Source organism: Klebsiella sp. 54 (genome assembly GCF_018223875.1).
GTDB lineage: Bacteria > Pseudomonadota > Gammaproteobacteria > Enterobacterales > Enterobacteriaceae > Klebsiella > Klebsiella quasipneumoniae.
Window position 1 is genome coordinate 18,820 of sequence record NZ_JAGRRA010000006.1, and the last position, 15,290, is coordinate 34,109.

Below are 15,290 nucleotides of genomic sequence, written 5' to 3' on the forward strand. Positions count from 1 at the left end.
CCAGGTCTTTACTGACACGAGAATACGCATAGCCTATGAAGCCAATTTTTAGCCGTGGCCCCTCGCTACAGATTCGCCTTATTCTGGCGGTGCTGGTGGCGCTTGGCGTGATTATCGCCGACAGCCGCCTGGGTACGTTCAGTCAAATCAGAACGTACATGGATACAGCCGTCAGCCCTTTCTACTTTGTCTCTAATGGTCCCCGGGAACTGCTCGACAGCGTATCGCAGACGCTGGCTACCCGTGACCAGCTCGAACTGGAAAACCGCGCGCTGCGTCAGGAGCTGTTGTTGAAAAACAGCGATCTGCTGATGCTGGGCCAGTACAAGCAGGAGAACGCGCGCCTGCGTGAACTGCTTGGCTCGCCGCTGCGCCAGGACGAGCAAAAAATGGTGACCCAGGTCATCTCAACGGTCAACGACCCCTATAGCGATCAGGTGGTTATCGATAAGGGCAGCGTCAACGGCGTCTACGAAGGCCAGCCGGTTATCAGCGATAAAGGCGTGGTGGGGCAGGTCGTAGCGGTAGCGAAAATGACCAGCCGGGTACTGCTGATCTGTGATGCCACCCATGCGTTGCCGATCCAGGTCCTGCGTAACGACATTCGCGTCATTGCCGCCGGTAACGGCTGCACCGACGACCTCCAGCTTGAGCATCTGCCGGCCAATACCGATATTCGCGTCGGCGATGTGCTGGTGACTTCCGGTCTTGGCGGCCGTTTCCCGGAAGGGTATCCGGTTGGGGTTGTCTCTTCAGTGAAACTTGACACCCAGCGCGCCTACACGGTTATCCAGGCACGTCCGACGGCCGGTCTGCAGCGTTTGCGCTATCTGCTGCTGCTGTGGGGCGCCGATCGCAATGGCGCTAACCCGATGACTCCGGAAGAGGTTCATCGCGTGGCTAACGAACGCCTGATGCAGATGATGCCGCAGGTGTTGCCTGCGCCGGATGCGATGGGGCCGCAGATGCCGGCGCCCGCCACCGGGCTGACGCCGTCTCAGCCGTCGCAGCCTGCAGGGGGGCAATAGTGGCAAGTTACCGTAGCCAGGGACGCTGGGTTATCTGGCTCTCGTTTCTTATCGCGCTATTGCTGCAAATTATGCCCTGGCCGGCGGACATCAGCGTTTTCCGGCCCAACTGGGTATTATTGATCCTGCTGTACTGGATCCTCGCGCTGCCGCACCGGGTGAACGTGGGGACGGGCTTCGTGATGGGGGCTATTCTTGATCTCATCAGCGGCTCGACGCTGGGCGTTCGCGCGCTGTCCTTAAGCATCGTCGCCTATCTGGTGGCGCTGAAGTATCAGCTGTTCCGTAACCTGGCGCTGTGGCAACAGGCGCTGGTGGTCATGCTGTTATCCCTCGCCGTGGATATCATTGTTTTCTGGGCAGAGTTTTTAGTGATCAACGTCTCTTTCCGTCCGGAAGTATTCTGGAGTAGTGTAGTAAACGGTATCCTCTGGCCATGGCTCTTCCTGCTGATGCGTAAAGTGCGTCAGCAATTTGCAGTGCAATAAGGTTGATATGACAACTCTGTATCTTGCTTCTGGTTCCCCGCGTCGGCAGGAACTGCTGACTCAGCTTGGTCTCGCGTTCGAGCGTCTGGTTCCTGGTATCGAGGAGCAGCGCCAGCCGCAGGAGAGCGCACAGCACTATGTCGTCCGTCTGGCGCGTGAAAAGGCGCAGGCCGGAGTGGCGCTGGCATCGCGGGATTTGCCGGTGTTGGGAGCGGATACGATTGTTATTTTGAACGGCGAAGTGCTGGAAAAACCGCGCGACGCCGAACACGCTGCAGCGATGCTGCGCCTGCTTTCCGGCCAAACCCATCAGGTCATGACCGCGGTGGCGCTGGCGGATAAGCAGCAGACGTTGGATTGTCTGGTGGTCACGGAAGTGACCTTCCGAACGCTCAGCGAGCAGGATATCGCCGATTATGTGGCCAGCGGCGAGCCTTTAGATAAAGCAGGTGCATACGGTATTCAAGGGTTGGGTGGCTGCTTCGTCAGGAAGATTAATGGCAGCTATCACGCCGTAGTCGGCTTACCGCTGGTGGAAACGTATGAGTTGCTCAGTAACTTTAACTCACTGCGTAAAGAAAAGGGATAAAGATGACGGCTGAATTATTAGTGAACGTAACGCCATCCGAAACGCGCGTTGCGTATATTGATGGCGGTATTCTGCAGGAAATCCATATTGAGCGTGAAGCGCGACGCGGAATAGTAGGCAATATCTACAAAGGTCGTGTTAGCCGAGTGCTGCCGGGAATGCAGGCGGCTTTTGTAGATATTGGTCTGGATAAGGCGGCGTTCCTCCACGCCTCCGATATCATGCCGCATACCGAATGCGTTGCCGGTGAGGAGCAAAAGCAGTTTACCGTGCGCGATATTTCGGAGCTGGTGCGTCAGGGCCAGGACCTGATGGTTCAGGTGGTTAAAGATCCGCTCGGTACCAAAGGCGCGCGTCTGACCACCGATATTACCCTGCCTTCCCGCTATCTGGTTTTTATGCCAGGCGCCTCCCATGTGGGGGTCTCTCAGCGGATTGAAAGCGAAGCCGAGCGCGAGCGGCTGAAAAAGGTCGTGGCAGAGTACTGCGACGAGCAGGGCGGGTTTATCATTCGCACCGCCGCGGAAGGGGTCCACGAGCAGGAGATGGCCGCCGATGCCGCCTATCTTAAGCGCGTATGGACCAAAGTGATGGAGCGCAAAAAGCGCAACCAGACCCGTTATCAGCTGTACGGCGAGCTGGCCCTGGCTCAGCGCGTGCTGCGGGATTTTGCCGATGCGCATCTCGATCGTATTCGCGTCGACTCGCGGCTGACCTATGAGGCGCTGCTGGAATTTACCGCCGAATATATCCCGGAAATGACCAGCAAGCTGGAACACTACAGCGGCCGTCAGCCGATATTCGATCTCTTTGACGTTGAGAACGAAATTCAGCGCGCGCTGGAGCGTAAAGTCGAGCTCAAGTCCGGGGGCTATCTGATCATCGACCAGACCGAGGCGATGACCACCATCGATATCAACACCGGGGCGTTTGTTGGGCACCGCAATCTTGACGATACTATCTTCAATACCAATATCGAAGCCACCCAGGCGATAGCCCGCCAGCTGCGTTTGCGTAACCTCGGCGGCATTATCATCATTGATTTCATCGACATGAACAATGAAGACCATCGCCGGCGGGTGTTGCACTCCCTGGAGCAGGCCCTCAGCAAAGACCGGGTGAAGACCAGCATCAACGGTTTCTCCCAGCTGGGTCTGGTGGAGATGACGCGGAAACGCACCCGCGAAAGCGTGGAGCATGTGCTGTGCAACGAATGCCCGACCTGCCACGGACGCGGAACGGTAAAGTCCGTGGAAACGGTATGCTATGAGATTATGCGTGAGATCGTTCGCGTGCATCATGCTTATGATTCCGATCGCTTCCTGGTCTATGCTTCCCCTGCGGTGGCGGAAACCCTGAAAGGGGAAGAGTCGCATGCGCTGGCGGAAGTGGAGATCTTTGTCGGCAAGCAGGTGAAGGTACAAATTGAGCCGCTCTATAATCAAGAGCAGTTCGATGTGGTTATGATGTAATACACCGCGTCATTGTGCGGCTGACAAGGAGAGAGGCGTGAGGCGACTGCCCGGGATTTTATTGCTCACCGTGGCAACATTGATTGTTATCGTCGCGCTGCTGGTGAGTGGCTTGCGTCTCGTGTTGCCGCAGCTCGACGCCTGGCGTCCGCAGCTGCTGGAGAAAATCTCCGTCCTCACCGGCACGCCGGTGGATGCCTCGCAGATCGCCGCCAGTTGGCAAACTTTTGGCCCAACATTAGATGTCCGCGATATTCATGTTGGGCTGAAGGATGGCGGGACAATGGCGGTCAAGCGCGTGACCCTGGCGCTGGACGTCTGGCAAAGTCTGCTGCATATGCGCTGGCAGTTTCGCGATCTCACCTTCTGGCAGCTGCAGGTCCATACCAATACCCCGATTCAGACCAATGACGGCGGCGAAAGTCTGAAAACCGACCGCATCAGCGATCTCTTTTTACGTCAGTTCGACCACTTTACTCTGCGCGACAGCCATCTGAGCTTCCTGACCATTTCTGGTCAGCGGGCGGAGCTGGCGGTCCCGCAGCTGACCTGGCTTAACGGCAGGAACCGTCACCGCGCCGAGGGGCAGCTCAGCCTTTCCAGTCTCACCGGCCAGCATGGCGTCATGCAGGTGCGGATGGATCTCCGCGATGAGGATGGCCTGCTGAATAAAGGCCGGGTCTGGCTGCAGGCTGACGATATTGACGTCAAACCCTGGCTAGGCCGCTGGATGCAGGACAATATCGCGCTGAAAAGCGCCCGCTTCAGCCTCGAAGGCTGGATGACTATTGAAAAAGGCGATGTAGCCAGCGGCGACGTATGGCTGAAAAAAGGGGGCGCCAGCTGGCAAGGGGATAGCGAGGTTCATCATCTGTCAGTGGATAACCTGACGGCGCATCTCTCTCACGACAAGCAGAGCTGGGGCTTCTATATTCCCGATACGCGGATCGCGATCGACGATAAACCGTGGCCAAGCGGCGCGCTGGCGATGGCGTGGATCCCGGGGCAGGATGTCGGTGGCGACGGTCATCAGCGTAGCGATGAATTACGTATTCGCGCCAGCAATTTAGCGCTCAGTGGCCTGAGCGGATTGCAGCCGTTTGCCGATAAGCTGGCGCCTTCTTTGGGCGAACTCTGGCGCACCACGCAGCCCAGCGGCAAAATCAATCTGCTGGCTCTCGATATTCCCCTGCAGGCGACGGAGAAAACGCGCTTTCAGGCGCAGTGGAGCGATCTGGCGTGGAAGCAGTGGAAACTCCTGCCGGGAGCGGAACACTTTTCCGGCAGCCTGAATGGCAGCGTGGAGCACGGGGAACTGCGCGCCCGCATGACGAAGGCGCAGATGCCGTATGCCGGAGTTTTCCGGGCCCCGCTGGAGATCGCCGCTGGCGAAGCCACCCTCAGCTGGGTGAAAAATGACAAAGGCTTTATGCTTGATGGCCGCGATATTGACGTGCAGGCGACGGGGGTACGCGCCCGCGGCGGCTTCCGCTATCTGCAACCGCAGGGGGACGATCCGTGGCTGGGCATTCTGGCGGGGATCAGCACCAACGATGGCGGCCAGGCGTGGCGTTACTTCCCGGAAAACCTGATGGGCAAAGCGCTGGTGGACTATCTCAGCGGCGCGATTAAAGCCGGGCAGGCCCGCGATGCGACGCTGGTGTATGGCGGTAACCCACATCTGTTCCCGTATCCGCACAATGAAGGCCAGTTCCAGGTTTACGTCCCGCTGAAGAATGCCACTTTCGCTTTTCAACCGGACTGGCCGGCGCTGACCGGGCTGAATATCGACCTCAATTTTATCAACAGCGGCCTGTGGATGCGGGCGGATAAAGCGATGCTCGGCAATGTGACCGCCAGCAATCTCGATGCCGTGATCCCGGATTATGCGCAGGAAAAACTGCTGATTGATGCTGACATCAAAGGCCCGGGCAAAGAGGTGGGCCCTTATTTCAACACCACGCCATTGAAAGCCTCGCTCGGGGCAGCGCTGGATTCCCTGCAGCTGAATGGGGATGTGAGCGCTCGCTTACATCTGAATATCCCCCTCGATGGCGAGATGACCACCGCGAAAGGCGATGTACGGCTGCAGAATAATAGCTTGTTTATCAAGCCATTAGATACTACGTTGCAGAACCTGAGCGGTAATTTCAGCTTTGTGAATGGCGATCTCAATAGTCAAACGTTGAGCGCGACCTGGTTTAATCAGCCGCTGAACCTCAATTTTTCCACCCGCGAAGGCGAAAAAGCGTTTCTGGTGGATGTCGGGATGAACGCCAGCTGGCAGCCGTCGCGCACCGGGCTGCTGCCGAAAGCGGTTAATGAGACGCTGAGCGGTAGCGTTTCGTGGGATGGCAAGGTCGCTATCGAACTGCCGTACCATGGCAATGCCAGCTATAAGGTTGATATCAATGGCGATCTGAAGAATGTGAGCAGTCACTTACCTTCACCGGTCAACAAGTCCGCTGGCGAACCCCTGCCGGTCAAAATTAACGTCGCCGGCGGTCTGAGCAGCTTCGACCTGACCGGATCCGTTGGCGCGAAGAATCATATCAACAGCCGCTGGTTGCTGAACCGTAAGCTGACGCTGGACAGAGCGATCCTCACGACGGATAGCAAAGGCCTCTCTCCGCTGCCCGACCAGCCCGGCGTTGAACTCAATCTGCCGCCGATGGATGGCGCGCAGTGGCTGGCGCTGTTCCAGAAGGGCGCGGCGAATGAAGTCAGCAGCAGCGTCCTCTTTCCACCGCGCATTGTGCTGCGTACGCCGTCGCTGGCGCTGGCCGGCCAGCAATGGAACAACGTCAGTCTGATGTCGCAGCCGGTCGCCGGCGGCTCGCAGGTTGAGGCGCAGGGGCGTGAGATCAACGCCACCCTGACGATGCGCGACAATGCCCCGTGGCTGGCAAATGTGCGTTATCTCTATTTCAACCCGGCCAGCGCCAGCGGCAAGGGCGGAACGGAGAACGTGACTTCTCAGGCGGAGACGCGGCTGGATTTCCACGGCTGGCCCGATCTGCAACTGCGCTGCGCGGAATGCTGGCTGTGGGGGCAAAAATATGGCCGCATCGACGGCGATGTGACGATCAAGGGCGATACCTTAACGCTCTCCAACTGCCTGGTGGATACCGGGTTTGGCCGGCTGACGACCGACGGCGTGTGGGTTAACGCCCCTTCCGGGGTGCGCACCTCGCTGAAAGGCAGACTGCATGGCAATAAAACGGATGAATTTGCGGATTTCTTTGGCGTTTCCACACCGGTGAAGGATTCGCCGTTTGATATCGACTACGATCTCCACTGGCGCGCGCCGCCCTGGTCACCCGATGTCGCCTCGCTCAATGGGATCATTAAAAGCCACCTCGGCAAGGGGCAGTTTACCGACCTGAGTACCGGACATGCAGGCCAGCTGCTGCGTTTGCTGAGCGTCGATGCCCTACTGCGCAAACTGCGCTTCGACTTCAGCGATACCTTCAGCGAAGGTTTTTACTTTGACTCGATTAACAGTACGGCATGGATTAAGGATGGCGTACTGCATACCGATGATACGCTGGTGGATGGTCTGGAGGCGGACATTGCCATGAAAGGGTCGGTCGATCTGGTGCGTCGCCAGCTGGATCTGCAGGCGGTGGTAGCGCCGGAGATCTCCGCGACCGTCGGCGTGGCGGCGGCTTTTGCTGTCAACCCGATTGTCGGCGCGGCGGTGTTTGCCGCCAGCAAGGTGCTGGGGCCGCTGTGGAACAAAGTCTCGATACTGCGCTATCGCATCACCGGCCCGATTGACCAGCCGCAGATCAATGAAGTGCTGCGCCAGGCGCGCAGCAACAAAAAGCAATGATTTGACGATTGCCGGGAATTGCCGCAATCTCAATAGATAGCCTTCTGTATTTCCGCCTGTCAGGCGGCAACAAACGAGTAGCATAACGATGAGTCTGAACCTGGTAAGTGAACAATTACTGTCGGCAAATGGCCTGAATCATCAGGACCTGTTTGCCATTCTTGGTCAACTGACCGAGCGCCGCCTCGATTACGGCGATCTTTATTTTCAGTCGAGCTATCACGAATCCTGGGTTCTGGAAGACAGCATCATTAAAGATGGGTCGTACAATATCGACCAGGGCGTAGGCGTGCGCGCCGTCAGCGGCGAAAAAACGGGCTTTGCCTACGCTGACCAGATCAGCAAGCTGGCGCTGGAGCAGAGCGCCCAGGCGGCGCGGACCATTGTGCGCGAGACCGGCAATGGCAAAGTACAGACCCTCGGCGCCGTAGAGCACAGCGCCCTCTATACCAGCATCGACCCGCTGCAGAGTATGAGCCGGGAAGAGAAGCTGGATATTCTCCGCCGGGTCGACAAAGTCGCTCGCGCGGCGGATCAGCGTGTGCAGGAGGTTTCGGCCAGCCTGAGCGGCGTCTATGAACTGATTCTGGTGGCCGCCACCGACGGCACTCTGGCCGCGGACGTTCGTCCGCTGGTGCGCCTCTCGGTCAGCGTACTGGTGGAAGAGGACGGTAAACGCGAGCGCGGCAGCAGCGGCGGCGGCGGGCGTTTTGGCTATGACTATTTCCTCGCCTCTCAGGAGGGCGAAGTGCGGGCCGACGCCTGGGCGAAAGAAGCGGTGCGCATGGCGCTGGTTAACCTCTCGGCGGTCGCCGCCCCGGCGGGAATGCTGCCGGTGGTGCTCGGCGCCGGCTGGCCTGGCGTCCTGCTGCACGAAGCGGTCGGTCATGGCCTGGAAGGCGATTTCAACCGTCGCGGCACCTCGGTCTTTAGCGGCCATATGGGGGAATTAGTCGCCTCTGAGCTGTGCACCGTTGTGGACGACGGCACCATCGTCGACCGTCGTGGCTCGGTGGCTATCGATGATGAAGGCACGCCGGGTCAATACAATGTGCTGATCGAAAACGGCATCCTGAAAGGCTACATGCAGGATAAACTCAATGCGCGTCTGATGGGCGTCGCGCCGACCGGCAACGGCCGCCGTGAATCCTATGCCCATCTGCCGATGCCGCGTATGACCAACACCTATATGCTGGCGGGCCAGTCCACGCCGCAGGAGATTATCGAGTCGGTGGACTATGGTATCTTCGCGCCTAACTTCGGCGGCGGGCAGGTGGATATCACCTCCGGTAAGTTTGTCTTCTCCACCTCCGAGGCCTATCTGATCGAAAAAGGCAAGGTCACGAAGGCGGTGAAAGGGGCGACCCTGATCGGCTCCGGGATTGAGACCATGCAGCAGATTTCGATGGTGGGTAACGATCTGCGTCTGGATAACGGCGTCGGCGTCTGTGGCAAAGAGGGCCAGAGCGTGCCGGTGGGCGTTGGCCAGCCGACCCTGAAGGTCGATAACCTTACCGTCGGCGGCACCGCCTGATCCTGACCGGGTTCCCGGCGTCGCCGGGAACCGCTTCAGCGGGCGATCCCTCTCCCGTGCATCCCCTGATAGATCTTCGCCACGTCGACAAAATACTCTGTCAAATAGTTGATACAGACCTGCACTTTCAGCGGCAGTTTATCCTTTTCGGTGTACAGGGCGTAAACCGGCCGCGGATCGGACTGGTAGCTCGGCAGCAGGATCTCAAGCTCACCACGATTGATCTCTTCGATCGCCCACATCAACGGCACATAGGCGATACCCACCCCGGCGGTCAGCCAGCGCACCAGCGTCATAGGGTCGTTGGTCACAAAGCGCCCCTGTGGGGTCAGGCGGGTTGAGATCCCTTCCGGCGCGATAATGACAAACTCATTGTCCGGCCGCACGCTATATTCCAGCCAGGCATGCCCGGTAAGATCGGCCGGTTTCTCCGGATTGCCAGCCTGCGCCAGATAGCTTTTCGCGGCGCATAATACCATCGGCATTGATCCCAGGCGGCGGGAAAAAAGGCTGGAATCCTGCAGGGCACCCACGCGGATCACCACGTCAAGACCGTCGGCGATCAGGTCCGGCGCAGGTATGCCGGTGACCAGATTGACGGAGAGCCCGGGGTATTCTTTCAGCATTTTCGCCGTTATGCGCGCCAGAACATTCTGTGCCATAGTTGAAGAGCAGCCGATACGCAGCGTCCCGATGGGGGTGTTGTTAAATGCGTATAATTGCTCATGGACATCCTGCGCTTCAAACAGCATCCTACGGCAGCCCTGATAGTAAATTTTACCCGCTTCCGTTAAGCCAAGGCTGCGGGTGCTGCGGTTGAGCAGCTTCACCTGCAGTTCATCTTCCAGTTTGGCGACGGTCTGACTGATTGAGGAAACGCTCATCTGAAGCTGGCGGGCCGCTGCGGTGAAGGAACCTAATTCGACCACTTTGGCGAAAACGGACATGCGCTTTAATCGTTCCATTATTCACTCTGGCTTAAAAGTGATTTAGATCACACATTGTAGATAATGCGGCAATCGTTACGTTAATATATTGTTAGCTACATAATAAACGCATCTGCTCACTACCTGTACGCTTCTTATTCAAGGTCATCATGAGTCTGTTTCCTGTCATCGTGATTTTCGGCTTATCGTTTCCGCCGATCTTCTTCGAGTTGCTGTTGTCGCTGGCCATCTTCTGGCTGGTGCACCGATTGCTGGTTCCGACCGGCATTTACGATTTTGTCTGGCACCCTGCACTGTTTAATACGGCGCTATATTGCTGCCTTTTTTATTTGATATCGCGCTTGTTCGTTTGAGGTTGATGTGAAAACACTAACAAGAAATATCCTCCGTACTGCTATTACCGTGATACTGGTCATTTTGGCCTTCGTAGCGATTTTCCGCGCCTGGGTTTACTACACCGCCTCGCCGTGGACGCGGGATGCGCGCTTTAGCGCCGACATTGTGGCCATTGCCCCCGACGTCTCCGGGCTGATCTCCCAGGTAAACGTCAAGGATAACCAACTGGTTAAGAAAGACCAGGTATTGTTCGTTATTGACCAGCCTCGTTACCAAAAAGCGCTGGCGCAGGCGGAAGCCGATGTCGCCTACTACCAGACGTTAGCCCAGGAAAAACGTGTCGAAGCCGGTCGGCGTAATAAGCTTGGCGTCCAGGCGATGTCGCGGGAAGAGATTGACCAGGCGAACAATGTGCTGCAGACGGTTGAGCATCAGCTGGCGAAAGCGGTGGCCAGCCGCGACCTGGCCAGACTGGACCTGGAGCGCACGGAGATTCGTGCCCCTGCGGATGGTTGGGTAACCAACCTTAACGTCTATACCGGGGAATTTATCACCCGCGGCTCCACGGCGGTGGCGCTGGTGAAAGAGAATACATTTTACGTCATGGCCTATCTGGAAGAGACCAAACTGGAAGGCGTCCGTCCTGGCTACCGGGCGGAAATTACCCCGCTTGGCAGCAGCAAAACCATTAAAGGCACGGTGGACAGTATCGCTGCGGGGGTAACCAACGCCAGCAGCAGCAGCGACTCGAAAGGGATGGCCTCGGTGGATTCCAACCTTGAATGGGTGCGTCTGGCGCAGCGTGTGCCGGTACGTATTCGTCTTGACCACCAGCAGGGGAATCTGTGGCCATCGGGCACCACGGCGACGGTGGTGATCACCGGTAAAGAAGACCGTGATACCAGCCAGGCCAACTTCTTCCAGAAACTGGCTATGCGCCTGCGCGAATTCGGTTAATCGCTATGGGGACATACACTATTGCTCCCCAGCATCTCCGCTTTGCTATTAAGCTGGCATGCGCGGTGGTGCTGGCGCTGTTCGTCGGCTTCCATTTTCAGCTCGAAACGCCGCGCTGGGCGGTGCTGACCGCGGCAATCGTCGCCGCTGGCCCGGCCTTTGCCGCCGGGGGAGAGCCATACTCCGGCGCGATCCGCTATCGCGGCATGTTGCGTATTGCCGGGACCTTTATCGGCTGTATTGCGGCGCTGGTTATCATCATCCTGATGATCCGCGCCCCTCTGCTGATGATGCTGGTCTGCTGCCTGTGGGCCGGGTTTTGTACCTGGGTTTCGTCGCTGGTCAAGGTCGAAAACTCCTATGCCTGGGGGCTGGCCGGCTACACCGCGCTGATTATCATTATTACCATCCACACCAATCCGATGCTGGCGCCGCAGTTTGCCGTTGAGCGCTGCAGCGAAATTGTCATCGGGATTGTCAGCGCCATCGTCGCCGATCTGCTGTTCTCCCCACGTTCGATTAAAAAAGAGATCGACCTTGAGCTGGATAACCTGCTGATTGCCCAGTATAAGCTGATGCAGTTATGCGTTGCGCACGGCGAAAAAGAGGAAGTGGATCAGGCCTGGGGAGCGCTGGTGCGTCGCACCACCGCGCTGGAAGGCATGCGCAGTAACCTGATTATGGAATCCTCTCGCTGGGCTAAGGCGAATCAACGCCTGAAGGCGATCAATACCCTCTCGCTAACGCTTATCACCCAGGCTTGCGAAACCTACCTGATTCAGAACTCGCGACCGGAAATGGTGACGGACGACTACCGCGAGCTGTTTGCTGAGCCGGTTGAGACAGTGCAGGATGTTCACCAGCAGCTGAAGCGTATGCGTCGCTTCCTGACCTGGAAAGGCGAGCATAATACGCCGGTCACCATCTACAGCTGGGTAGGCGCAGCCACCCGTTACCTGCTGCTTAAGCGTGGCGTGGTGGGCAATACCAAAATCAGCCGCATCGAAGACGGTGTATTGCGCGGTGAAACGGTGGTTAAAGTGGAGTCCGCCGAGCGTCACCACGCGATGGTGAACTTCTGGCGCACCTCCGTCTCCTGTATCCTCGGGACGCTGTTCTGGCTGTGGACGGGCTGGACCTCAGGCAGCGGGGCGATGGTAATGATTGCCGTGGTTACCGCGCTGGCGATGCGTCTACCTAACCCGAGAATGGTGGCGATAGACTTCCTCTACGGTACTCTGGCGGCGTTACCGCTGGGTACCCTGTACTTTCTGGTGATCATGCCGGCGACGCAGCAGAGTATGCTGCTGCTCTGTATCAGCCTGGCGGCGATGGCGTTTTTTATCGGTATCGAAGTGCAGAAAAGGCGCCTCGGATCGCTGGGGGCGCTGGCGAGCACCATCAACATTCTGGTGCTGGATAACCCGATGCAATTCCAGTTCAGTCAGTTCCTCGACAGCGCGCTGGGGCAGATCGTCGGCTGTTTCCTCGCCTTGATGGTGATTCTGATTGTCAGGGATAACTCCCGGGCAAGAACCGGTCGGGTGCTGCTGAACCAGTTTGTCTCAGCGGCGGTCTCTTCGCTGACCACCAATTCGGCGCGTCGCAAAGAGAATCATCTGCCCGCGCTCTATCAGCAGCTGTTTTTGTTGCTCAACAAATTTCCCGGCGATGTCGCCCGTTTCCGTCTGGCGTTGACGTTAATCATTGCCCACCAGCGCCTGCGCGATGCGCCCGTGCCGGTGAACGAGGATTTGTCGGCGTTCCATCGCCAGCTGCGACGTACTGCGGATCATGTCATCTCCGCCGGGAGCGATGATAAGCGTCGGCGCTACTTTACCCGGCTGCTGGCGGAGCTTGATGTTTATCAGGAGAAGCTGCGGGTCTGGGAGGCTTCGCCGCAGGTGACCGAGCCGGTACGGCGACTGGTTGAGATGTTGCACAAGTACCAGCATGTGCTGACCAGCAGTTAACCCATAAACCGACGCCCAGGCGTCGGTTTTTTTATCGCTATACTTAACGGCGACAGGAAGAGAAGCGGGAGGGGCTGTCATGACCACCTATACGTTTGATTTTGACGAAATCGCCGAGCAACAGGATTTCTACCGGGAGTTCTCCCGGACCTTCGAGCTGGCTCAGGATAAGGTCAACAACCTTGATTCGCTATGGGACGCGGTGACCGGTGGGCTGCTGCCGCTGCCGCTGGACATTGAGTTCATCCATTTAAATGACAAGCAGCGTCGGCGCTTTGGGGCATTAATTTTATTATTTGATGAAGCAGAGGAAGAGCTGGAGGGGGAGTTACGTTTTAACGCCCGGCAGGCATAAAAAAGCCCCCGGCAGGCGGGGGCAAGTCGTCGAAATAAGACGACGAGGGTTTATTTGTACAGCTCAGCGGTGGCGTGCCAGCTATCGCCGGTACGTGCTTCAATAATACGGTAGCTGCTGGCGCCTTCTTTCTCGGCTTTAGCGGCCAGTTCCTGACGCATGTCCATTGGCGCACTACCTACCTGGGAAACCGAGATGGTGCCCATGGACTGCAGGTTTTGTGCTTGTTCCGCGTTCACTTGTTGAACGGCCGCACTTGCGCCGAAAGAGAGCAGGGAAGCCAGGCCAAGGGATGCGATGATCATTGCGCGTTTCATAATCTTTACTCCAGTCTTTGTTTCGCCGCGGCGGGCGATGAATGGGGCCGGGCCGCGGTAGAGAATTTTTGTCGGTTAATCGTTGACGATCTAAAACTTATTTATACAGCTCAGCAGTGGCATGCCAGTGGTCGCCAGTGCGGGCTTCGATAATGCGGTAAGAAGAAGCTCCTTCTTCCTGCGCTTTTTTGTTCAGCATTTCATGCATATCCATCGGGGATGATGCTACCGCGCCGACGGATACTGTGCCGATGGCCTCGCGGCCCTGGGCCTGCTCGCTGTTGATAACGTCAGCGGCGAAAGCGCCAAACGACATGACGGACAGGATGCTGAGAGCTGCTACAGTGGTTTTGATTTTCATGATGTTCACCTCGTCGAATCTTTTTGTTGAGGGTCTTTGTTTCGTGACCCTCATCACAAAAACAAGTATACACTAATCACCAAAAATATTAATACCATGCTAATTGTTTTGTGCGTTAATAGTTACAATGGATTGCGCTTTTTATAACCGATAAGAATTAAAAATGACAAGTCGTAGACGGAGATAAGTTTTATTTCTAATAAAATCATAAAGGTATACGATTTTGATCTTTTGTGCGTTTTAGGCGTTTGCCTTACGTAAAAGAACGTATAGACAGGCTAAATCACACAAAATGTTAAATTTTTGTTGAGTTGAAAGGGGGAGAGAGAAGAGGGAGTAATCCACCCTCTGACGGTTGCCAGAGGGGAATGCTCAGAGTTCCTGTTCGAACAGCACCAGGATAGCGTCGTGCAGATCTTTCACTGTGAAACCGCGCGCTGGCGTGGTGAAGATGGTGTCATCCCCGGCGATGCTGCCAAGAATACCTTCCGCCTTGCCCAGCGAGTCGAGAAGACGGGCGATCAGCTGCGCTGCCCCGGGGCTGGTATGGATCACCACGACGGCATCGTTATAGTCGATATCCAGCACCAGATTTTTCAGCGGGCTGGAGGTGGTCGGCACGCCAAGCTCGGCAGGCAGGCAATAGACCATTTCCATTTTGGCGTTACGGGTACGAACCGCGCCAAATTTGGTGAGCATGCGGGAAACCTTCGATTGGTTGATATTCTCGAAGCCCTCTTCCTGCAGCGCCTGAACGATCTCTCCCTGCGAGCTGAATTTCTCTTCTTTAAGCAGCGCTTTAAACGCTTTAACCAGTTCTTCTTGTTTTGCCGAACTTCGCATAAGTCACCCAGATTATGGTGGTAAAATCAACATCATTATGCATAACCGTGAATTTTTATGCAAATAATCCGCGAAGGGATAGGTCAATAATGTTATGAAGGGGGCATATTTTAGCAAAAAAACCGTATAAGGAACATGTTCTCATCACAACGCTTAAAGCCATGTAAAAGTAAATGAAATGTTATTGAGTTGGTGTTGTTTTGCGCAACTGGCTGGGTGTATTGTAACCAATAGTCGATCCGGTACTTCGCTTTG

At 56.7% G+C, this 15,290-nt stretch carries 14 protein-coding genes; 10 read left to right on the top strand and 4 right to left on the bottom strand.

Annotation, left to right across the window (positions count from 1 at the left end):
* Positions 1-35 precede the first annotated feature (35 nt).
* From mreC to tldD, 6 genes are all read left to right on the top strand, one after another.
* Entirely contained in the window at positions 36-1,028 is a 993-nt protein-coding gene (gene mreC, locus KHQ24_RS14855; protein WP_004206242.1) for a rod shape-determining protein MreC, read from the top strand.
* A complete protein-coding gene (gene mreD, locus KHQ24_RS14860) occupies positions 1,028-1,516 on the top strand; it encodes a rod shape-determining protein MreD (protein WP_002918648.1) in 489 nt (162 codons plus the stop codon). The genes mreC and mreD overlap by 1 nt, the downstream gene beginning before the upstream one ends.
* A gap of 7 nt (positions 1,517-1,523) precedes the next feature.
* Complete coding sequence (locus KHQ24_RS14865) at positions 1,524-2,105, top strand: Maf family protein (protein WP_004206240.1); 582 nt, start codon at positions 1,524-1,526, stop codon at positions 2,103-2,105.
* Between the two features lie 2 nt (positions 2,106-2,107).
* Positions 2,108-3,577 (top strand): ribonuclease G, encoded by a 1,470-nt coding sequence (gene rng, locus KHQ24_RS14870; RefSeq protein ID WP_004206239.1) that lies wholly within the window; start codon positions 2,108-2,110, stop codon positions 3,575-3,577.
* A 37-nt stretch (positions 3,578-3,614) separates the two neighbouring features.
* A complete protein-coding gene (yhdP, locus tag KHQ24_RS14875; RefSeq protein WP_211777340.1) occupies positions 3,615-7,412 on the top strand; it encodes an AsmA2 domain-containing protein YhdP in 3,798 nt (1,265 codons plus the stop codon).
* An 88-nt stretch (positions 7,413-7,500) separates the two neighbouring features.
* Positions 7,501-8,946, top strand: a complete 1,446-nt coding sequence (gene tldD / locus KHQ24_RS14880; RefSeq protein ID WP_004206236.1) for a metalloprotease TldD — start codon at positions 7,501-7,503, stop codon at positions 8,944-8,946.
* A 35-nt stretch (positions 8,947-8,981) separates the two neighbouring features.
* Here the strand turns inward: tldD and aaeR are convergent, their stop codons facing one another.
* Positions 8,982-9,911, bottom strand: a complete 930-nt coding sequence (aaeR, locus tag KHQ24_RS14885) for an HTH-type transcriptional activator AaeR (protein ID WP_004206235.1) — start codon at positions 9,909-9,911, stop codon at positions 8,982-8,984.
* Positions 9,912-10,042: 131 nt separating this feature from the next.
* Between aaeR and aaeX the strand changes: the two genes are divergently transcribed.
* The 4 genes from aaeX to KHQ24_RS14905 all read left to right on the top strand — a co-directional run bounded on the left by aaeX (position 10,043) and on the right by KHQ24_RS14905 (position 13,514).
* Positions 10,043-10,246 (top strand): p-hydroxybenzoic acid efflux pump operon protein AaeX, encoded by a 204-nt coding sequence (aaeX, locus tag KHQ24_RS14890; protein WP_002918640.1) that lies wholly within the window; start codon positions 10,043-10,045, stop codon positions 10,244-10,246.
* Positions 10,247-10,253: 7 nt separating this feature from the next.
* Positions 10,254-11,186 carry a p-hydroxybenzoic acid efflux pump subunit AaeA gene (gene aaeA / locus KHQ24_RS14895; RefSeq protein WP_004206234.1) on the top strand — a complete coding sequence of 311 codons (933 nt, stop codon included), beginning with the start codon at positions 10,254-10,256 and terminating at the stop codon, positions 11,184-11,186.
* A 5-nt stretch (positions 11,187-11,191) separates the two neighbouring features.
* Positions 11,192-13,159, top strand: coding sequence for a p-hydroxybenzoic acid efflux pump subunit AaeB (gene aaeB / locus KHQ24_RS14900; RefSeq protein WP_032456666.1), 1,968 nt, complete (start codon positions 11,192-11,194; stop codon positions 13,157-13,159).
* A gap of 79 nt (positions 13,160-13,238) precedes the next feature.
* Positions 13,239-13,514, top strand: a complete 276-nt coding sequence (locus KHQ24_RS14905) for a barstar family protein (protein ID WP_002918629.1) — start codon at positions 13,239-13,241, stop codon at positions 13,512-13,514.
* A 50-nt stretch (positions 13,515-13,564) separates the two neighbouring features.
* Here KHQ24_RS14905 and yhcN-B read toward each other — a convergent pair whose 3' ends face one another.
* The 3 genes from yhcN-B to argR all read right to left on the bottom strand — a co-directional run bounded on the left by yhcN-B (position 13,565) and on the right by argR (position 15,035).
* On the bottom strand, positions 13,565-13,831 hold the full coding sequence (gene yhcN-B / locus KHQ24_RS14910) for a DUF1471 family stress response protein YhcN-B (protein WP_002918627.1): 267 nt from the start codon (positions 13,829-13,831) through the stop codon (positions 13,565-13,567).
* A 97-nt stretch (positions 13,832-13,928) separates the two neighbouring features.
* On the bottom strand, positions 13,929-14,192 hold the full coding sequence (gene yhcN / locus KHQ24_RS14915; RefSeq protein WP_017899932.1) for a peroxide/acid stress response protein YhcN: 264 nt from the start codon (positions 14,190-14,192) through the stop codon (positions 13,929-13,931).
* Between the two features lie 372 nt (positions 14,193-14,564).
* Positions 14,565-15,035, bottom strand: coding sequence for a transcriptional regulator ArgR (argR, locus tag KHQ24_RS14920; RefSeq protein ID WP_002918625.1), 471 nt, complete (start codon positions 15,033-15,035; stop codon positions 14,565-14,567).
* Between the last annotated feature and the right edge of the window lie 255 nt (positions 15,036-15,290).